Here is a 19090-nt window from a genome sequence, read left to right as displayed (position 1 = left end):
AAATTTGACTTTTCCATAAAACCTATATCACCCTGTTTTAATTAAAGAATTCATGTTGATAACAGTTCATTCTGGTAAGTTTTTTGTCTCTTTTTCAATAGTTTCAATATTCCCATGATTTGCGTGAACTGAAAGCTGGTCAATCAGCGATGTATTTGATTCGGAAATATGCGGTAGACAAAGACAGTGCTCATACTCTACTAGACTGGTTTAAACCCTATGAAGACTTTGCCTATCGCAAAATAGGAACCATTGAAACGCTCAAGGGTAAAAGTAGTATCTCAAAAGCAATCAAAGCAAAAGGAGACTCCCCATACAGCCAAGATCTCATTGATAAAATGGTATTGCTGATAAAAGAAGAGCTCCATCACTTCTATCAAGTTCTTGAGATTATGGACAATCGTGGGATCACTTATCGAAATGAATCTGCTAGTCGCTATGCTAAAGGGCTACTTTCGCATATGAAGACTCATGAACCGGAAACGTTGATCGATAAGCTGATAATTGGTGCCTATATCGAGGCTCGTTCATGCGAGCGTTTTGCTAAATTGGCGCCACATATGGAAGACGATATTAGCAAGTTTTATGTTTCTCTACTGCGCTCAGAAGCTCGTCACTACCAAGACTACTTATCATTAGCGGAGCAGATTGCTGGAAAAGATATTACAGAGAGAGTGGTATTTTTTGGCAAGGTTGAAGCCGAATTAATTACAACCCCAGATAAAGAGTTCAAGTTTCATAGCGGTATTCCTAATAGGATATAGACAAAAAGCCCGCCATATTGGCGGGCTTTCAGAATTCAATATAAACGACTAGAAAAGCCTAACATCGGGCTAATCACGGTCTTTAGTTTTCAATCAACTTTAGCTTTAAACCAAAGATTGATTAATATCTGCAAGAACCTTCGCTGGGTCAAGTGCTTGAGTTATCGGTCTGCCAATAACTAGGTAATCAGACCCCGCTTCAATAGCCTGAACAGGAGTCATTATTCTCTTTTGGTCACCAATAGCAGCACCTGCGGGACGAATACCTGGAGTAACCAGTTTGAAATCTTTCCCTAGTTCTGACTTCAACATCGATGATTCTTGCGCAGAGCACACTACACCATCTAAACCCGCGTTTTTAGTCAGACTAGCCAAACGAACAACTTGTTCCTGAGGCGCGATATCCAAACCGATTCCTGCAAGGTCAGATTGCTCCATACTTGTTAGTACAGTTACACCAATCAACAGTGGGCGATCTTTACCATAAGGCTCAAGGATTTCACGAGAGGCACTCATCATTCGCTCACCACCACTTGCGTGGACATTCACCATCCATACACCTAATTCAGCAGCCGCTCGTACCGCTTTTGAACAAGTGTTTGGGATATCGTGAAACTTAAGGTCCAAGAATACTGAGAAACCTCTCTTATGGAGCTCACGAACAAATTCAGGACCAAACAGAGTAAACATCTCTTTGCCAACTTTCAGACGGCACGAACTTGGGTCAATCTTATCAACAAACGCTAATGCATCCGCTTTTTTGTCATAATCAAGTGCTACGATGATTTTCTGGTCGATCACTTTTCTCTCCTAATTGTATTTCGTCTGCATGCAGACACTAAACCACCGCTCAATAAGCGGTGGTCTTTAAATTCTGCTATTCGCCATCTAACCCGCGAATCGGCTTAATGGTACCCCAACCTTTGCAAGATGGACAATGCCAATACAAAGAGCGGGTGGAAAAACCACACTTCCTACATCGATGATGAGGTTTTACTTTAAGCTGCTCACCCACCATTCCTTGTAGCGTTGTTAAGCTATCTTTTGCTCTTCCATCTTCAGCTTCCTCAAGATGATAATCCATCAATCGATAAAAGCCTTTCATTGTTGGGTTCTTAACAAGTTGCCTCGTTAATAAAGTCTGTGCCGCGGCAACACCGTCATGGTTTGCCACAAGCTGAGCAAGCATAAGTTCAGCAGATACCCCTGCTTTTTTCTCAATACAACGATGTAAAAATGCGAGTAAATCGCCTTCTCTATCGAACTTTTGGTAACATTCGGCAATGGTAGGTAAAACCTGTCCTACAAAGTCGATATCTTGATCAATAACCTGCTCTAAATAACGAACTGTATTTATGTAATCTTCCTGAGAAAGGTATATTTTACCTAGCGTGATACTCGCCCGAACACAGCGAGAGTCTTCTGTTAGAGCCTTCTTGAGGAGGTTAATTGATTTCTTGGTGTTTCCCTCCCCTTGTTCTTGCATCGCCAATTCACAGTAGTAGTGGGCAATATCTTTTTTGATTCGCTTCCTGCCTAATTTGACCAATGCTGAAGCATATTCAATAGCTTTACTCCACTCTCTGGTTTGTTGGAATATGACGACCAGTTGATGAAGGGCTGCTTCTCGGTGATCAGGCTCGTCCAAAAGCTGCATAAATATCTTTTCTGCACGATCAAGGAGACCAGATACCATGAAATCCTTCGCTAGCTGCTGAAGAGCGATATTTTTTTGATCGATGGTTAAACCAGGGCGAGAGATAAGATTTTGATGAATACGAATAGCACGATCAACTTCACCACGTGATCGAAAAAGATTCCCTAACGCTAAATGCGTGTCAATCGTTTCATCGTCGACTTGGAGAAGCTCGATAAAGTGATCGACCGCTTTGTCTGATTGATCAGAAAGTAAGAGGTTTAAACCCGTGACATACTGTCGGGAAATTTGATTAGATTGTTTCTGCTTGTCGAAATTCGCGCTGCGATTACCCATGTACCAACCATAGGCAGCGGCAATCGGTAACAACAAGAAGAGAAGTTCAAGCATTCAATGTTGCCTTAGGCGTTACTTTGTTGCTTCTCTATCGCTGGCTGTTTGTTAAGTTGCTTCTTCAGCTTACGAATAGTGAGTTTGTACTTAAATTGCAAACTACCAAAAATAAGAGCCGAGAGACTAAACCCTACAACAAACACCAAGCCTAAGAGTAATGATAGATGAAATTCGCCTTTAGCAAGTAAGTAGTTAAATGATACAACTTGCTGATTTTGAGCACCTAATGCTAAGGCGATCAGTACAAGAGCAATCACCAAGATTATTTTTATAATTTTCATAAATCACTACTCCGGAATAAGCTTAAGGGTTAGATTATGCAGGAAATTGAATTATCAAACCATCCAGAATCGATGGAATATGAGTAATTTAATTATAAAAAAGCGGCATACGAGATGCATGCCGCTTTTCTATAACACCAAAAGGTGATTAGCCGTGGATATTTACGCGTTCACGCAATTCTTTACCCGGCTTAAAGTGAGGGACATACTTGCCTTCCAGCTCAACTTTTTCACCAGTTTTAGGATTACGACCCATTCTTGGCTCTCGATAGTGCAGTGAGAAACTACCGAAACCACGGATTTCAATACGATCTCCGCTCTCTAGGGTTGACGCCATATGTTCAAGTATATCCTTGACGGCATCTTCTACTTCTTTTGCAGAAAGATGTGTTTGCTGCGCGCAGAGTCTTTCAATTAGTTCAGACTTAGTCATAGTTCCCCTCATTTCAATGGTATCAAAAAGGCACTTATCGAAAAAAAGGGAGCCTAATGGCTCCCCTTAAGCGATTTCTTATTCGCCTTTAGCAGCCTTGAATGCATCAGCCATAGCATTACCGAATCCGCCGTCTTCAGACTTATTCAGTGAAGCCATTGCTTCTTGCTCTTCAGCTTCATCTTTAGCTTTGATAGATAGGTTGATTACGCGGTTCTTACGGTCTACACCAGTGAACTTCGCTTCAACGCTGTCACCAACGCTTAGGATTAGAGACGCATCTTCGATACGGTCACGAGATACTTCAGAAGCACGGATGTAACCTTCAACGCCCTCTACAAGTTCAATTGTAGCACCTTTTGCGTCAACTGCAGTTACAGTACCGTTTACTAGAGTACCTTTCTTGTTGTCAGCGACGTATGCGTTGAACGGGTCGTTTTCCATTTGCTTAACGCCAAGAGAAATACGCTCACGCTCTGCATCTACTGCTAGAACAACTGCAGAGATTTCATCGCCTTTCTTGTATTCACGTACTGCTTCTTCACCAGCAACATTCCAAGAAATGTCAGATAGGTGAACAAGACCGTCGATGCCGCCTTCTAGACCGATGAAGATACCAAAGTCAGTGATAGACTTGATCTTACCAGTAACTTTGTCGCCTTTAGCTTGAGCTTCAGCGAATGACTGCCATGGATTAGCTTTACATTGCTTAAGACCTAGAGAAATACGACGACGTTCTTCGTCGATCTCAAGAACCATAACCTCAACTTCGTCGCCAACATTAACAACTTTAGATGGGTGGATGTTCTTGTTAGTCCAATCCATTTCAGAAACGTGAACTAGACCTTCAACGCCTTCTTCGATTTCAACGAAGCAACCGTAGTCAGTTAGGTTAGTTACACGACCAGAAAGCTTGTGACCTTCTGGGTAACGCTTAGCGATTGCTACCCATGGATCTTCGCCTAGTTGCTTAAGACCTAGTGATACACGAGTGCGGTCACGGTCGAACTTAAGAACTTTAACTAGGATTTCATCACCAACGTTCACGATCTCAGATGGGTGCTTAACACGCTTCCAAGCCATGTCTGTGATGTGTAGAAGACCGTCAACACCACCAAGGTCAACGAATGCACCGTAGTCAGTAAGGTTCTTAACGATACCTTTAACTTCAGTACCTTCTTGAAGAGTTTCAAGAAGCTCGTCACGCTCAACGCTGTTTTCAGATTCGATAACCGCACGACGAGAAACAACAACGTTGTTACGCTTCTGGTCTAGCTTGATTACTTTGAACTCTAGCTCTTTGTTTTCTAGGTGAGCAGTGTCGCGAATAGGACGTACGTCTACTAGTGAACCAGGTAGGAAAGCACGGATACCGTTTAGTTCAACAGTGAAACCGCCTTTAACTTTACCGTTGATAACACCAACAACAGTTTCAGCTTCTTCGTATGCTTTCTCAAGTACGATCCAAGCTTCGTGACGCTTCGCTTTCTCACGAGAAAGTTGAGTTTCACCGAAACCATCTTCAACAGCGTCTAGCGCAACGTCTACTTCAGTACCAACTTCAACTTCAAGTTCGCCAGCAGCGTTCTTGAATTGTTCCGCTGGGATAGCAGACTCAGACTTAAGACCAGCATCAACAAGAACGAAACCGTTCTCGATAGCTACTACAGTACCTTTAACAATAGTACCTTGTTGGAATTCAGTCTCGTTTAGAAACTCTTCAAAGAGTTGAGCAAAAGATTCAGTCATTATTTGATCTTCAATAATTAAACGTCCACGGGTATCCTACCGCATGGGGTTGATAAAAATGCCAGTCATCATCCTTGCGACCAACAGTCCTATTGCCTCGATATCGTTATCAAGACAATTTAGATTCAATATATTCAAGTGCTTGAACCACCACTTCATCGATAGAAAGCGATGTAGAATCAAGTACTAACGCATCATCCGCAGGACGCAACGGTGCAACCGCTCGATTACGATCACGGTCGTCTCTGTCTTGGATCTCGCGTAAAAGGTCATCAAATTTAACATCATGCCCCTTTTCTTGCAACTGCTTGTAGCGGCGATCGGCTCTTTCTTCTGCACTTGCATCTAAAAAGATTTTGGCAATAGCAGACGGAAATACAACCGTGCCTAAATCTCGACCGTCACCGACCAAACCCGGCTCTACAGCAAAAGAGCGTTGACGACGTAGTAAAGCCTCTCTTACACGAGGTAACGCAGCAATTTTTGATGCTGCATCACCAGTAGTTTCTTTGCGAAGTTCTTTTGAAACATCTTCGCCCTCGAGGATGACTTTAACCAAATCACCATCAGCAATAAACTGCACATCCAAATGGGTAGCAATCGGAACCAAAGCCTCTTCCGAGCTTGTATCGACACCATGATGGATCGCGGCCAGAGCTAGCACCCGATATATTGCTCCGGAATCCAACAAATGAAAGCCTAATTTTTCCGCCAACAACATACAAAGCGTGCCTTTACCTGCACCACTTGGACCATCTACTGTAATGACTGGAGGTTGAAGGGACATGTTTTTCTCCGTTTTCGTTTGTAGCGAACACTTTAGCGAGCATTCGCTTTTATCGGCGCGCTATTATACCGAAAGCTATGGTGAATAAAACACAAAAAAGTCCGTATATTATGGTGTGTGCTTTCTACAACTTTCTGTTTATTCGAGAAATTGTAATACCACTTACACCAAACGGACTTTTCTTCTAAATATAAGACCTTGCTAAATTATAGCTTAAAGAATAGGTCTTTGACCTTTCGATACCCACTTCATGATCACGTTATCAACAATGTCTGCACTTGCCCCTGTAAGCTTGTCAGACAATTTTTTCTTTTGAACATAGTGGATCGCTAAAACTGTTTTACCTTTGCACGCTTGCATAACTAAATCGTCGGATGTTGATATCTCATCGACCAAACCAAGATCTTTGGCCTGCGTACCAAACCAATGCTCACCCGTCGCCACTTTATCTAATTCAAGAGAAGGCCTGCGCTCGCGAATAAAGTTTTTAAATAGACCATGAGTTTCTTCCAACTCTTCTTTAAATTTCTCACGGGCCTTATCGGTATTCTCACCAAACATGGTTAACGTGCGTTTATACTCACCTGCAGTAAGTTGCTCATAGTCAATATCATGCTTTTTAAGCAATTTATTGAAGTTAGGCAACTGAGCAATAACACCAATTGATCCGACTACTGCAAATGGAGCGGAAATAATCTTGTCGGCAACACACGCCATCATATACCCGCCACTCGCCGCAACTTTATCGACAGAAATGGTTAATGGAAGGTTCGCGGCTTTTAGTCGATCAAGCTGAGAAGATGCTAGACCGTACGCATGTACCATGCCGCCACCAGATTCAAGCTTCACCAAGACTTCATCGCCGTCTTGCGCTACAGCGATAATGGCACTGATTTCTTCACGAAGCGCTGCCACTTCTTTCGCATCAATCGAGCCGTTAAAATCAAGAACAAACAAGTGCGGTTTTCGATTTGCTTCTAGCTCACCACCCTTTGCCGCTTTTTTAACTTCTTTTTCTCGTTCTTTGTCCTTTTCTTTTTGTGCTTTCTTATCTGCTTTATGTTTGGCTTTTAAATAAGCGTCGTCATGCAAATGATGCTCTAGCTGTTCAACGCTGTGCTCGTATCGCTCAGTCAGGTTTGTGACTTCAAGCTCGCCTTTTGCACCAGTTTGCTTTCCGCTCACTGACTTAACAACCACAAGCAACACCACGACCGCAGCCAGTAATGTGACGATCTTAGCTAAAAATAATCCGTAATCTAACAAAAATTCCAATGTGATATCCCCAAAAGAATGAATTGGTGTATTGTAACGATCTTGTCACGATTACCAATAGTTAAAACCGAAATACCTTGATGACCTATCAAATACTTATGAGTCTGCAAGGTGGTTAAAGATTCATTAAACAAGGTGAGAAAAGTGGATTATTCAATCTCAGAGAAAGCCCTAGAAGGAAGAGTAATTTTAGTGACCGGTGCAGGTGCTGGGATAGGGAAACAAGCAGCATTAAGCTATGCGCAACATGGTGCGACCGTAATATTACTTGGTCGAACTGTAGCGAAACTAGAGAAAACTTATGATGAAATTGAAGCTTTAGGCGCTCCCCAACCTGCCATTATCCCCCTTGATATGAAAGGCGCTAGCAAACAAAACTATATTGATATGGTAGAGACAATTGAAGGTCAATTCGGACGTTTAGATGGTGTTCTGCACAATGCCAGCCTATTGGGTGTTATTAGCCCATTTGATCAAATCGGAGAAGATACGTACGACGATGTAATGCAGGTCAACGTGAAAGCTCAGTTTCTAATGACTCAAGCGGTATTGCCTCTCCTCAAAAAATCCCCTGATGCTCGACTTGTCTTTACATCTTCAACGGTTGGGCATGATGGCCGCGCTTTCTGGGGGACTTACGCAATGTCTAAGTTTGCGACTGAAGGAATGATGCAAGTCTTAGCTGATGAGCTAGAAGAAACGAATGTGCAAGTCAACGCTATAAACCCAGGCGGCACTCGAACAGGAATGCGAGCCAAAGCCTACCCAGCAGAAGATGTTGAACTGCTAAAAACGCCATTAGATATTATGCCTTTATATTTATATTTGATGGCTCCTGAAGGAAAAGCAGTTAATGGGCAGTGTATCGACGCGCAGCCTAAAAAATAGAAGTAAATTCCTGATATCAAAATGATTGGCTCTAGAAGTTCATAAACAAAAAACCCGGCGGCTGCCGGGTTTTTCTATAGAATGTCTCTCAACCTATCTTGGGTAACTTTTACCAAAACGTCAGGTTGAAACTTCGATATAAATTTATTACACCCAACTTTTTCAACCATCGCTTCATTGAAGCTCCCACTCAAAGACGTATTGAGAGTGATATATAAATCTTTCATACGCGGGTCACTTCGAACTTCATGGGTCAGCTTGTAGCCATCCATTTCTGGCATCTCTGCATCGGTGATCATCAGAAGAAGTTCTTTGGCGACATCTTTACCTTCATCACACCAAGATTTGAGTAGAGTTAGCGCTTCTAAGCCATCATTACACTCTAAAATCTCTAAACCAAGTTGACTTAGCGTACCTTTCACTTGGTTTCTTGCGGTAGAAGAATCATCAACGATGAGGATTTTCCGACCTGACATCTGTTGAGACAGATCTTCATCTAATACGCCATCAGAAATCGACACATCATAATCAACAATTTCAGCCAATACTTTTTCAACATCAATGATTTCAACGATACGCTTTTGTTCGTTCTCAACAATGTTGGTGATTGCAGTTAAGTAATTAGCTCGACCCGCGGTTTTTGGCGGTGGCTGAATCTCGGTCCAAGCTGTATTTATGATGTTTCTTACTTGGCCAACCAGAAAGCCTTGAATCGTCCGGTTGTATTCGGTGATGATCAAGTTTTGCTCTTCTTCATCTTGCATGGGTCTAAAACCAATAGCAGCGCGAAGATCGATAACAGGAAGAGACTCCCCTCGCAATGAAGCAACACCCGTTATGTAGTGATGAGAGCCTGGCAATTTGGTGAGAGGAGGAAGCTTTAAAACTTCACGGACCTTAAAAACGTTTACAGCAAAGATTTGTGAGCTATTGAGCTGGAACAATAACAGCTCCAATCGGTTTTCACCGACTAGCTGTGTTCTTTGGTCAACGCTGCTTAATACTCCAGACATAAAGTTTCTCACTCATTTATCAATAATTACAGAGTACAGCATCAATTGCATCTGCGCCATATTGTGAACCAACAAAACAGGTTCAACCTAAACAGGATTAGCTTACCCTTCAACCACTTTCATGAGCAGTTGACCATCATACATAGCTTGTTTAATCAAAGCGGCACCCGGCATTGTTGCTTCTGTATAGAAACGACTCTCCTCCAATTGTAGGTCTTGATGGTAAACTGGCAAGGTTTGAGTCTCGATACATTCTTGAATCACGGGATACAAAATCGATCTCGCCTGATTAATCACACCGCCAATCAACACTTTTTCGGGATTAAATAAATTGATAACAATAGCAACCGCGGCCCCAAGATAACGTCCTAACTGTTGTATTTCTTCAATAGCTAATTGATCGCCCGATTCAGCTGCTTCGCAGATACTTTCAACGGTGACGTTATCGCGAGGAATCGAAGTATGGTCACCTTTTTCAATTCGCGCAGCCACGACTTCTCTAAGCGCTTTTGAGCTTGCGAGTGTTTCGAGACACCCTATATTGCCACAATGGCACTGCTTACCTTTCGGGTCGATTTGGATATGCCCCAGCTCTCCGATATTGCCATGACGTCCCTGTAAAACCCTTCCATCCAGTATGATACCGGCACCTAAACCATGATGAATGGAAATCAATACTGAATTATCGACGCTTTGAGAGTTACCGAAAAGCTTTTCAGCCAGTGCCCAAGCACGGGTATCGTTCGCAATAAACACAGGTAGCCCTGTCGCTTTATAGATTTCAGGCCCCAACGCTAAGTTATTCACGTTGTAATGTGGCATTTGCAACACCACACCTTTGTCTGAGTCCACTAAGCCTGGGAGGGTAAGTGCAATACTCGTTACCCGATCTAGTTTGTCGGAGTAGCCTTGGAAAAATTCTTCTATTTCATGAAGAAGTCTTTCCAACATCTCTTCTTGCTCTATTTCCTCAATGGTGATTTTTGTATCCACCAGCACAGAGCCGCCATGCTCATGTAAGGCAATCGTTAAATAACCACGCCCTAAACGCATAGACAGAAACTGCCACCCTTCGTTATTGGTTTGAAGACCAACAGCAGGACGACCACGGCTTGTCGCTTCTTGCACCGTCGTTTCGTGAATTAGGTGAGCATCAATGAGCTCTCTGGTAATTTTAGTAATACTGGCTGGTGCCAGCTCGCTGGTTTTGGATAAGTCTATACGAGAAATAGGACCTTTAAGGTCTATCAATTTATATACACGGCCAGCATTGACCTGCTTGATATGATCAATATGGCCTGGTTGAGCCATGTACATAGAAAACTCCGAAGATTGTAAACCCACTAATTTTTTTACTTTGAAAAGTAATTGTGAAGCGGCTTGATCCATCGTCGTGACTCCCATCACGTATCTATCAGATCTTTTTATACAAGTTTGAATTTAGACATTTTTTAAAGCCTAGAATAGTGATCAAGTCGATGTTTTTTTGCGCACGAAAATATCTCTCAATCGCTACACTAATTCATAGAAGAACAAAAATGCATGGAAAATTCGCGATCAAACGGAGAATGATATGTCTAAATTACTCAGACGAACAAAAATTGTTGCTACCTTAGGTCCTTCAACAGACAAAGGCAATAATTTGGAAGAGATAATAGAAGCAGGCGCTAATGTTGTAAGGATGAATTTTTCTCACGGAAGTTCAGAAGACCATATACATCGCGCGCAAAAAGTCCGACAAATCGCTGCAAAACTTGGAACACATGTTGCCATATTAGGTGACTTACAAGGTCCTAAAATTCGAGTATCAACATTTAAAGACAATAAGGTTAACTTAGACGTTGGAGCAAAATTTGTCTTAGATGCAGAGCTGCTACCTGGCGAAGGATCGGTCGCATCAGTCGGCGTTGACTACAAAGAGTTGCCAAAAGATGTATCCAAAGGAGATGTCCTTCTTCTGGATGATGGTCGCGTTCAGTTGAAGGTCATGTCAGTAGAAAATACCAGAGTCCACACAACGGTTCTCGTCGGGGGTCCTCTTTCAAACAACAAAGGAATAAATAAAAAAGGGGGTGGACTGTCTGCGGAAGCACTGACAGACAAAGACAAAGCCGACATTCTTACTGCCGCAAAAATAAAAGTCGACTACCTTGCCGTCTCTTTCCCTCGCAACGGCGAAGATATGAGATACGCTCGCAGGCTCGCCACCGACGCAGGGCTGAGTGCGAAGCTGGTCGCTAAAGTAGAACGAGCGGAATCCGTTGAAGACGAAGAAAGCATGGATGATATTATTTCTGCATCCGACGCAGTTATGGTTGCAAGGGGCGATCTCGGTGTTGAAATCGGAGACCCAGAACTCGTAGGCGTGCAAAAACAACTCATACTTCGTGCTCGACGACTCAATCGTACCGTTATCACGGCAACCCAAATGATGGAATCCATGATTGAGAACCCACTTCCTACCCGAGCTGAAGTTATGGATGTCGCCAATGCAGTACTGGATGGTACTGACGCTGTAATGCTTTCTGGGGAAACTGCTGCGGGTAAATATCCTGTCGAAACCGTTAAATCGATGGCTGAAGTGTGTATTGGTGCGGAAAAAATGCCTTCGCTCAACGTGTCTGGACACCGCTTAGAAACGAAATTTGAGTCAGCATCTGAAACTATTTCTATGGCAACCATGTATGCTGCAAACCACCTCGACGGCGTAAAAGCGATGGTTAGCCTAACGGAATCGGGGAAAACTGTTCTCATGATGTCTCGTTTAAGCTCCGGGCTTCCCATCTTCGCTCTGTCTCGCAATGAAGATACCCTTAATCGATGCGCTTTATATCGTGGTGTTACTCCCGTTTACTTTGGTAGCGATGGTGCATCTGGCTTAGATACTTCCTACTCTGCTCTGGAAGCATTAAAAGAAAAAGGGTTACTGGATGTCGGTGATACTGTCATTATCACGCAAGGCGATGTCATGGACCTTATTGGCTCTACCAACTGTATGAGAATCATTGAGGTACGATAACGTCACTTAAATTGACGTAAGTAATTCGATGTAAACATAGAAAGAGCAAGTTAAAAGGCTCATTAACTTGCTCTTTCTCCCGTCATTACCTTTTCAAACTATGCAGAGCGAGGGTTCATATCAGACTCGGCTTGCAAAAACGTATTGACGAAATTATTACCGGCTTTTAATCCAAGCTCATAGTCCGCAAGAAGGGCTTCACGATCACTAAGTAGAGAAGTGGACTCAAGTGGAGATTCGGGGTGGATTTGAAGAATGAAACAATCATCAGGAGGCGAAGTCAGAAATTGTTGTGTCAAAGAGTAAGTCTGATAATGCACCATCAACATATCCGCTAAACCAGAATCGAATGTTTCCCCCAACATATGACTTAAACGATAAACATCACCAGCGCCAAATAGCCATCGCCCACCATTCAAAAGCCTTGCTTGAGACAGCAATTTACTTTGTTGTGCAGATTGATTAAATTTTTCAATGAAGAAATCAGACCAATCGTTTTTCCATTCTTGTACCTTACTATCCCATTGGTTTTGCAAAGCATCGACAGACTGGCGCAACCAAATAGGCATGCCGTCATTCACCGTAGCGGGAACATCATCTTTCGGTATTTCTTGTTCAAACGGTTCCGTTCTAATAACAACAATACATCGACTTCCGGTCCTCCACGCTTCCTGTACGGGAATAGAAGCAGAAACTCCCCCATCAAGGTATCGCGTACCATCAATCACTACTTCCCCTTTATACAGCCTAGGTATGGCACATGTTGCTTTTAGTACATTGACCCAGTTATCTTCAAGCATGGGAAGATAATGATCCTGTAAATGAACAGCATCCGTTACTGAAGCAAAAGCATTTTTCCCGACTAATTGATTTCTGCCCAGATCAACATCGAGCTTATATGGGTATTGGCTAACTTTATCCAGTGCCCAATCTATATCGAGCGTTTGCTTGTTTCGGATATAGCCAAATAGGCTAAAAAATTCTGGTTGAGTCGTCAGGTCTAGTAGAAACGAGCGACCAAGCCCAGCTTGCCTACAGATATAAGCACATAAATTCAACGCGCCAGCAGAAGTGCCGTAGTAAGTATTGAAGGGATCAAAATCTGAGAGGAGAAAGGCATCTAAAACACCAGCTGTGAAGATTCCACGTTGCCCACCACCTTGGGCAACCAGTGCTGTTTTACCACCAAAGTAATTTTGCAAACGTTGAGTATTAACATTGGTGGTAGAGTCGGTTACTACCCCTGTATTACTCATGCATGAACAATCTTAAGCAGTTGTAATGGCTATAACTGCAAACGCCACAAGCACAGTAAATACAACGATGGTTGTTCCAAGGGCAAATTTAAAATCAAAGTCCATACATCACCTCCGGTTATTAACAAATTAATAACAGCAGATACTCTTCCATTCAAGACTTCTCGCTATTCACGTTTTAAGTATGCTGCCAGTATCACATTTGAATTCTTTCATCACATTTCGATGAATTCAGGACACAAACATCAATATTTGCTGTTTTTTCCGTCAAATGAACTTTTCACAACCAAAGTTATAAATTTTTATTAAATAGCTAATAATAGTTTTATAAGAAAACAAGGTAGCAAAAAATCAGAATCATTCACTAATTTATTAGACTTATGTCAAATTAAAGACAAGTAACAAACAATAATCCACACAATAGAAACTATTGCCTTACAACTGGTTAATGGGTAGTCTCGACTCTATGCATAGCGGAATATTCCAGAGTATGCACACACACATCGTAATAATCAGAATTAATCACTAAGTTATAACCCACAAATTAGAGTTAACCCCTAAGATATTGCCATTTAACATACAGTTCGTATCGTTCATATGACTCCAGAGCAATAACAAAACATAAAAGGGAACCGTTTTGTGGTGAAAATTTTGATCTTAGTAAAGTCGTTAGGAGTTATATAATGAAACGAGAACAATGGGGATCCCGTGCGGGCTTTATTCTTGCCGCAGTAGGATCAGCGATCGGGTTAGGGAACATTTGGCGTTTCCCTTACATGGCCTACGAGAACGGTGGCGGCGCATTTTTTATTCCATACCTTTTTGCCATGATCACCGCTGGTATCCCATTCATGATCCTAGAGTTCAGTATGGGACAGAAATATCGTGGTTCTGCACCGAAAACACTCGCAAAAATACATTCAAAATTTGAATGGCTTGGTTGGTTCCAAGTTGGTGTAGCCGCAGTTATTGCTGTGTACTACGTTGCCGTTATTGGATGGGCGATTTCTTATTTCGGAATGTCGTTTACGCAGGAGTGGGGAGAAGATACTAATGCGTTCTTCTTCAGCGAATACTTGCAACTCGGCGACAACTCCCCGACGAATCTAGGCAGTATCCAATGGAAAATTGCCATTGCCATGCTTATTGCTTGGGGAATCACCTACGCCGCAATCGTTGGGGGCGTAAAAGCCGGTATCGAACGTGCTTCTAAGGTTATGATGCCAGTTTTATTCATTATGGTTATCGCACTTATTGGTCGTATGGTATTTCTACCAGGCGCCCTAGATGGTGTGAACTATATGTTTGAACCTGATTTCAGTAAGATCTGGGACGTAAAAGTTTGGGCCGCTGCGTATGGTCAGATCTTTTTCACCTTGAGTATTGGTTTTGCCATTATGCTCGCTTACTCAAGCTACCTGCCTGAAAAATCAGACATAACAAACAACGCATTCATGACCGTTTTGATTAACTGCGGGTTCTCTATCCTTGCAGGTATCATGATATTTTCTGTGTTGGGTTATATGGCTCAGGAACAAGGTAAGCCACTTACTGAAGTTGTTTCAGCAGGTGTTGGCTTGGCTTTCGTAACACTTCCAGCTGCCATTAACTTACTTCCGGCACCTTACATTCTTGGTCCGCTGTTCTTCTTTGCTCTTGTTGTTGCTGGTTTGAGTTCTCACATTTCCATAATGGAAGCCGTAACATCTGCCATTATGGACAAGCTAAATTGGAGCCGTAAGAAAGCTGCCAATATTGTCATCGGTGTAGGTCTTGTTGTTTCAATGGCATTTGCGACCAATGGTGGTTTGTTGCTACTTGATTTGGTTGACCATTTCGCGAACAACGTTGGTATTATGCTGGGTGGCTTCATTGAAATCTTGCTAATGGCTTGGTTGTTGAATAAAGTCGGCGATGTACGTGAATACGTGAACTCCACATCGGACTTCTCAATTGGCCAATGGTTCGACATATGCCTACGCTTCATTACTCCAGTGATTTTAGCAATTATTCTAGTGACTAAACTGAACGCGCTATTCACAGAAGGCTATGGCGGCTACGACCTAACGCTAGGTTGGGCACTCATTGCTGCATTATTTGTATTCGGTCTAATTATTAACGCTACTAGCAGTAAGGAGAGCAACGCATGACAACAAGTGCAATCATCATGATGATTTTAGGCTTAGGCATTACTTGGGGTGGCGCGGCCATCTGCATCAAACGTGCAATGAATAAGCAAGATTAAAATCTCTACTCTATTTACGTTAAATGCCGGCAAAACTAGCCGGCATTTTCTATTCTTCAATCTGCTCAAAACGCATAACGAATACCTAACGAAGCATCTAAGCCGAGATTCAGTCCTTTGTGCACATTTAACCCTGGTGCTACCTGAGCATAAGCATCCCAGCCATTAGCAAAATCCCAATCTAACCCCAAAGGCAGTCTTGGACCAAAGCTTTCCTCCCACCCAATCCAACCACCTGCACCAAAATACCAAGTAAATGGAACATCTGAGGATTCAAAGCGTCCTTTCTTCAGTAGATAGTCAGCAGACACGCCATGATTACCAATAGCAAAATTATAGGTGTCTTGATATTGGGCAACGGCACTCAGTCCTTGATCTATTGCCATACCAAACTTCCAATCCCCACTTGGTGACGATTCAGCCATTGCAGTTTGAGATATTCCTATTGTTAGCGCGAATACGCTTAGAGATAGTGATCTTAGCGACAAAGTATTTAGCGATAACGTAAGTCGATTCATTTTCAACCCTCACATATTTTCATTGCGCGGATTGTGCGTAAATCTCTCGAAAGGGTAAATAGGAAAGAGGTAAGGTTTCTGTAAAAACATTAAGCGATGGTATTCGAGTGTACAAATTCTTGCTGTTGAGATATCCATTTTTATTGGCTTGGAAAACAAAAAAGACCAGCATTGCTGATCTTTTCCTCTGGTCTCTTCGCTTAACGCAAAGTTAGATCCTATTGAGCATATCTTAGTCTTGCTCGACTTTCTTATGACCTTCTTGAAGATGCACAACATCAACCAAATCATCACCAGATACTTGAAACGCTTGACCAAAACCTTTAACAAATAACCCTTGTATTGGCGTTAGTTTAAAGAGTTTAAAATCTTGAAGCTGGCTAAGACCATCAATGATATCGCCAAATCGACCTCTCATTTGATCGACAACTTCTCCCCAAAGTGCTTCTTCTCTATCAACGACTGATGCCGTAGCGTCAAATGTTAAGCGCTTGCGTGCAAATAGTTGCTTAGATGAATCTTCATCTTCAATCATCATGATCGAAACTTGAGGGTTTTGACCTAGGTTTCTAGCGTGACGAGCAATCTCAGAAATCAAAACGAAATATCCGTTCTCATTCTGAACAAAAGGAGCATAACTAACATTTGGTCGGTTTTCGCCATCTACCGTAGCCAGTTGAAGCGTTTTTCTCTCTGCACGAAATTCTTTAATTTCTGGTCCCAAACGCGTTTGAAGACGCTCTTGCTTAACAACTTGATCCATCATTTTCTCTCCTACCACTTAATCTCAATCTAGCACGCTACTTTAAGTTTATTAATATATGGAGCCCCATTTATGTGGCGTAGCGTGTGACTATGTAATTTAGACGTACTGCTTCTTAAGCGCGTTAAATTTCTCTACCTGATCCGGAAGCAACTTCCGGCTTTCGTCTCGCCCTAGGTAAATTTTAAAGATGCTGTCACCTTGATCTGTAAAAAATCCAAAGTAATGACTTTCTTTCCCCCTAAACGGTTTACTAACAAGCGCAACGCTTTTCACAAGGTCTAATTTTAAATGACCATGCATTTCGCCTTTATCTCCCATGAGGTTGTAGTAGCCTCGTGCTACTTTTCCTTTCGGGAAAGGGGCTTTCACTTCAAAGATTGATCCCATTGAATGAACGATGGTAGTTACAGGTCCCCACCCTACAAGCCCTTCTAGAAGTTCCTGCGCAAATTCACCTGCAATCATTGTCGCCATACCTTCGGGCAGTGAGCGAACAACATCATGCTCAGAAACCTCAAGCTGCTCCGCAACTGAAACAGGTAACAATGTTGGGTCTTGCTCTAAAATCTGTGCGACTTTCTGCTTTAGTTCATTTTTTTCCATAATCATTTCCAATATTGAGCTAAGCCACGCAGGCTTCTCTTTCGTAGTATTGCAATGCCTGAATCACTCCCTGAGCCAATGTAACCGACCAAAATGAGCCTGCAACTGTTAGCGTAAGGTAGCCTCCTTCAAGATTGACCAAACCTTTTTCCTGCCAATTTTCAAACAATGGTCTTAGCCATGAAAACACTCCAGAATATCCGGCATTTTCAAGACATCTTGCTCGTAGAACTCCAGAATCAAAGCCTGCTTTTACCTCGTCGTGCAAGTCGGCGTGCAAAGATCGGGGCATCATCATAGCGGCTGTCGGTAAACCCGATTTCACTCGCTCATTATATTGATCGAGCGTACGTACATTCATCAATGAATACCCCGACAAATGCCCTCCAGCTCCACATCCAACAGGCAAAACCTCAGCAGAGGTTTTTGCGATACTGTTATACAGACTACGTTCGCGGTTATCTCGAGCCCAATGATTAACGCTCAGTCTCTTGATGTGGTGCTTCGACATAAAATCCACACCCTGTGCGAACAATGCCGCCTTTTCAGGAGTTGATGCCGGCGGGGGCATTTTTCCTTTTTCAACTAAATTGATCATCGGAGCAGAGCCTCCAACCATCAATTGGTACAAATCAATGCCATGCGCACCTGTATCTATGTAATCCTTTAGATCTTGCTCAAAAATCTCACTATTCTGATGAGGCAAGCCATAGAGTAAATCGATAACAATGGGTGCAGCTTCTTGACGGCTCAGCTCAGATAAACGATTAAGCACTACTTCTCTGTCATCTAAGCGTTTTGCTTTCCGGCGAACAAGCGTATTAAAACTCTGTACACCAAAAGAAAAGCGGTTAAACCCACCTTCCAAAGCATTATCAAACATTTCATCGCTGAAACGATTTATACGACCTTCAAGTGTAATTTCACAATCCGTGGTCAGTGGAAACAAGGTTCGAATCTTGGTTCCGAGAATCCTAATTTGCTCAGGTGACAGATCGGTTGGTGTTCCGCCACCTATATACACAGCATGAAACACGTTGGACTGAGTCCAAGGTTGTTTCGCTTTATGTTCCAGTTCAACTAACAATGCAGAGAAATATTCATCGACCAGTTTCCGGCTTGCTGCATTTTGAAAGAAATTGCAAAACGTACAACGCACTCGGCAGAAAGGAACATGAACATAAAGGCATCTTTTTTTGCCAGCTACACCTTGTGCATCTGACAACACTTTTTTTAGCTGCTCGGATAATTGCTCTTGAGAAAGTGGAGGCTGTGCATGAGCTCCAGCGTGTGCTGAATGCTTTTTCTCGAAGGCAAATCTCAACGGATCTGGGGTAGATGCACCCAATACAGATTCGTCCAGCATTTGAAGGTTTATAGTCATTTTTACTTACACGAATTGTGCCTCAAAAGGCTTAGATAACTAAGCTCGCAATATAGTAA

The 19090-nt window shown here is 42.5% G+C and carries 19 protein-coding genes and 1 pseudogene; 5 read left to right on the top strand and 15 right to left on the bottom strand.

Annotation, left to right across the window (positions count from 1 at the left end; genetic code table 11):
- Window positions 1-113: 113 nt before the first annotated feature.
- Window positions 114-764: pseudogene (gene miaE / locus LDO37_RS05675) on the top strand (tRNA isopentenyl-2-thiomethyl-A-37 hydroxylase MiaE); the annotation flags it as partial.
- A gap of 105 nt (window positions 765-869) precedes the next feature.
- Here the strand turns inward: miaE and pyrF are convergent.
- The 7 genes from pyrF to sohB form a co-directional block, all read right to left on the bottom strand.
- The gene (gene pyrF, locus LDO37_RS05670; RefSeq protein ID WP_126606256.1) at window positions 870-1565 is read right to left on the bottom strand and encodes an orotidine-5'-phosphate decarboxylase; all 696 of its coding nucleotides are present in this window, start codon (window positions 1563-1565) and stop codon (window positions 870-872) included.
- A 76-nt stretch (window positions 1566-1641) separates the two neighbouring features.
- Window positions 1642-2811: a lipopolysaccharide assembly protein LapB gene (gene lapB, locus LDO37_RS05665; RefSeq protein WP_126606255.1), complete on the bottom strand. Its 1170-nt coding sequence runs from the start codon at window positions 2809-2811 to the stop codon at window positions 1642-1644.
- 11 nt (window positions 2812-2822) lie between these two features.
- Complete coding sequence (locus LDO37_RS05660) at window positions 2823-3095, bottom strand: LapA family protein (protein ID WP_101112029.1); 273 nt, start codon at window positions 3093-3095, stop codon at window positions 2823-2825.
- Window positions 3096-3243: 148 nt separating this feature from the next.
- The gene (gene ihfB, locus LDO37_RS05655) at window positions 3244-3540 is read right to left on the bottom strand and encodes an integration host factor subunit beta (RefSeq protein WP_167404719.1); all 297 of its coding nucleotides are present in this window, start codon (window positions 3538-3540) and stop codon (window positions 3244-3246) included.
- Between the two features lie 66 nt (window positions 3541-3606).
- Window positions 3607-5277, bottom strand: coding sequence for a 30S ribosomal protein S1 (rpsA, locus tag LDO37_RS05650; RefSeq protein WP_101112027.1), 1671 nt, complete (start codon window positions 5275-5277; stop codon window positions 3607-3609).
- Window positions 5278-5386: 109 nt separating this feature from the next.
- Entirely contained in the window at window positions 5387-6064 is a 678-nt protein-coding gene (gene cmk, locus LDO37_RS05645; RefSeq protein ID WP_126606254.1) for a (d)CMP kinase, read from the bottom strand.
- 213 nt (window positions 6065-6277) lie between these two features.
- Window positions 6278-7339: a protease SohB gene (gene sohB, locus LDO37_RS05640; RefSeq protein WP_126606253.1), complete on the bottom strand. Its 1062-nt coding sequence runs from the start codon at window positions 7337-7339 to the stop codon at window positions 6278-6280.
- A 144-nt stretch (window positions 7340-7483) separates the two neighbouring features.
- Between sohB and LDO37_RS05635 the strand changes: the two genes are divergently transcribed.
- Window positions 7484-8227, top strand: coding sequence for a YciK family oxidoreductase (locus LDO37_RS05635; protein ID WP_101112024.1), 744 nt, complete (start codon window positions 7484-7486; stop codon window positions 8225-8227).
- A gap of 74 nt (window positions 8228-8301) precedes the next feature.
- Here LDO37_RS05635 and LDO37_RS05630 read toward each other — a convergent pair whose 3' ends face one another.
- Window positions 8302-9240, bottom strand: a complete 939-nt coding sequence (locus tag LDO37_RS05630; protein ID WP_224055348.1) for a chemotaxis protein CheV — start codon at window positions 9238-9240, stop codon at window positions 8302-8304.
- A gap of 102 nt (window positions 9241-9342) precedes the next feature.
- Window positions 9343-10557: a sugar metabolism global transcriptional regulator Mlc gene (gene mlc / locus LDO37_RS05625; protein WP_126606262.1), complete on the bottom strand. Its 1215-nt coding sequence runs from the start codon at window positions 10555-10557 to the stop codon at window positions 9343-9345.
- 256 nt (window positions 10558-10813) lie between these two features.
- Here mlc and pyk point away from each other — a divergent pair, with 256 nt between their 5' ends.
- Window positions 10814-12259 carry a pyruvate kinase gene (gene pyk, locus LDO37_RS05620; RefSeq protein ID WP_126606252.1) on the top strand — a complete coding sequence of 482 codons (1446 nt, stop codon included), beginning with the start codon at window positions 10814-10816 and terminating at the stop codon, window positions 12257-12259.
- Window positions 12260-12357: 98 nt separating this feature from the next.
- On the opposite strand, the gene LDO37_RS05615 is transcribed toward pyk, so the two are convergent.
- Together LDO37_RS05615 and cydH are read right to left on the bottom strand one after the other, a co-directional pair.
- Window positions 12358-13515: a patatin-like phospholipase family protein gene (locus tag LDO37_RS05615; RefSeq protein ID WP_126606251.1), complete on the bottom strand. Its 1158-nt coding sequence runs from the start codon at window positions 13513-13515 to the stop codon at window positions 12358-12360.
- A 12-nt stretch (window positions 13516-13527) separates the two neighbouring features.
- Window positions 13528-13620 (bottom strand): cytochrome bd-I oxidase subunit CydH, encoded by a 93-nt coding sequence (gene cydH, locus LDO37_RS30315; RefSeq protein WP_101112020.1) that lies wholly within the window; start codon window positions 13618-13620, stop codon window positions 13528-13530.
- Between the two features lie 578 nt (window positions 13621-14198).
- On the opposite strand from cydH, the gene LDO37_RS05605 reads away from it, so the two are divergent.
- Together LDO37_RS05605 and LDO37_RS05600 are read left to right on the top strand one after the other, a co-directional pair.
- Window positions 14199-15665, top strand: a complete 1467-nt coding sequence (locus tag LDO37_RS05605; protein ID WP_126606250.1) for a sodium-dependent transporter — start codon at window positions 14199-14201, stop codon at window positions 15663-15665.
- Window positions 15662-15760 carry a MetS family NSS transporter small subunit gene (locus tag LDO37_RS05600; protein WP_126606249.1) on the top strand — a complete coding sequence of 33 codons (99 nt, stop codon included), beginning with the start codon at window positions 15662-15664 and terminating at the stop codon, window positions 15758-15760. The genes LDO37_RS05605 and LDO37_RS05600 overlap by 4 nt, the downstream gene beginning before the upstream one ends.
- A gap of 65 nt (window positions 15761-15825) precedes the next feature.
- Here LDO37_RS05600 and LDO37_RS05595 read toward each other — a convergent pair whose 3' ends face one another.
- The 4 genes from LDO37_RS05595 to hutW all read right to left on the bottom strand — a co-directional run bounded on the left by LDO37_RS05595 (window position 15826) and on the right by hutW (window position 19031).
- Window positions 15826-16278: a hypothetical protein gene (locus LDO37_RS05595; protein WP_101112018.1), complete on the bottom strand. Its 453-nt coding sequence runs from the start codon at window positions 16276-16278 to the stop codon at window positions 15826-15828.
- A 232-nt stretch (window positions 16279-16510) separates the two neighbouring features.
- A complete protein-coding gene (gene hutZ / locus LDO37_RS05590; RefSeq protein WP_126606261.1) occupies window positions 16511-17041 on the bottom strand; it encodes a heme utilization protein HutZ in 531 nt (176 codons plus the stop codon).
- Between the two features lie 99 nt (window positions 17042-17140).
- Window positions 17141-17662, bottom strand: coding sequence for a heme utilization cystosolic carrier protein HutX (hutX, locus tag LDO37_RS05585; protein WP_185829704.1), 522 nt, complete (start codon window positions 17660-17662; stop codon window positions 17141-17143).
- 4 nt (window positions 17663-17666) lie between these two features.
- The gene (gene hutW, locus LDO37_RS05580) at window positions 17667-19031 is read right to left on the bottom strand and encodes a heme anaerobic degradation radical SAM methyltransferase ChuW/HutW (RefSeq protein WP_126606247.1); all 1365 of its coding nucleotides are present in this window, start codon (window positions 19029-19031) and stop codon (window positions 17667-17669) included.
- Window positions 19032-19090: the final 59 nt, after the last annotated feature.

This window comes from Vibrio penaeicida, assembly GCF_019977755.1.
In the GTDB taxonomy this organism is placed as follows: domain Bacteria; phylum Pseudomonadota; class Gammaproteobacteria; order Enterobacterales; family Vibrionaceae; genus Vibrio; species Vibrio penaeicida.
This window is presented reverse-complemented; position numbering and strand designations above follow the sequence as displayed.

Bases quoted from the DNA above. Each gene is read 5' to 3' on its own strand.
- lapB (WP_126606255.1), bottom strand. From the start codon at position 2,811: ATGCTTGAACTTCTCTTCTTGTTGTTACCGATTGCCGCTGCCTATGGT.
- LDO37_RS05660 (WP_101112029.1), bottom strand. From the start codon at position 3,095: ATGAAAATTATAAAAATAATCTTGGTGATTGCTCTTGTACTGATCGCC.
- ihfB (WP_167404719.1), bottom strand. From the start codon at position 3,540: ATGAGGGGAACTATGACTAAGTCTGAACTAATTGAAAGACTCTGCGCG.
- rpsA (WP_101112027.1), bottom strand. From the start codon at position 5,277: ATGACTGAATCTTTTGCTCAACTCTTTGAAGAGTTTCTAAACGAGACT.
- cmk (WP_126606254.1), bottom strand. From the start codon at position 6,064: ATGTCCCTTCAACCTCCAGTCATTACAGTAGATGGTCCAAGTGGTGCA.
- LDO37_RS05630 (WP_224055348.1), bottom strand. From the start codon at position 9,240: ATGTCTGGAGTATTAAGCAGCGTTGACCAAAGAACACAGCTAGTCGGT.
- mlc (WP_126606262.1), bottom strand. From the start codon at position 10,557: ATGTACATGGCTCAACCAGGCCATATTGATCATATCAAGCAGGTCAAT.
- pyk (WP_126606252.1), top strand. From the start codon at position 10,814: ATGTCTAAATTACTCAGACGAACAAAAATTGTTGCTACCTTAGGTCCT.
- LDO37_RS05615 (WP_126606251.1), bottom strand. From the start codon at position 13,515: ATGAGTAATACAGGGGTAGTAACCGACTCTACCACCAATGTTAATACT.
- cydH (WP_101112020.1), bottom strand. From the start codon at position 13,620: ATGGACTTTGATTTTAAATTTGCCCTTGGAACAACCATCGTTGTATTT.
- LDO37_RS05605 (WP_126606250.1), top strand. From the start codon at position 14,199: ATGAAACGAGAACAATGGGGATCCCGTGCGGGCTTTATTCTTGCCGCA.
- LDO37_RS05600 (WP_126606249.1), top strand. From the start codon at position 15,662: ATGACAACAAGTGCAATCATCATGATGATTTTAGGCTTAGGCATTACT.
- LDO37_RS05595 (WP_101112018.1), bottom strand. From the start codon at position 16,278: ATGAATCGACTTACGTTATCGCTAAATACTTTGTCGCTAAGATCACTA.
- hutZ (WP_126606261.1), bottom strand. From the start codon at position 17,041: ATGGATCAAGTTGTTAAGCAAGAGCGTCTTCAAACGCGTTTGGGACCA.
- hutW (WP_126606247.1), bottom strand. From the start codon at position 19,031: ATGACTATAAACCTTCAAATGCTGGACGAATCTGTATTGGGTGCATCT.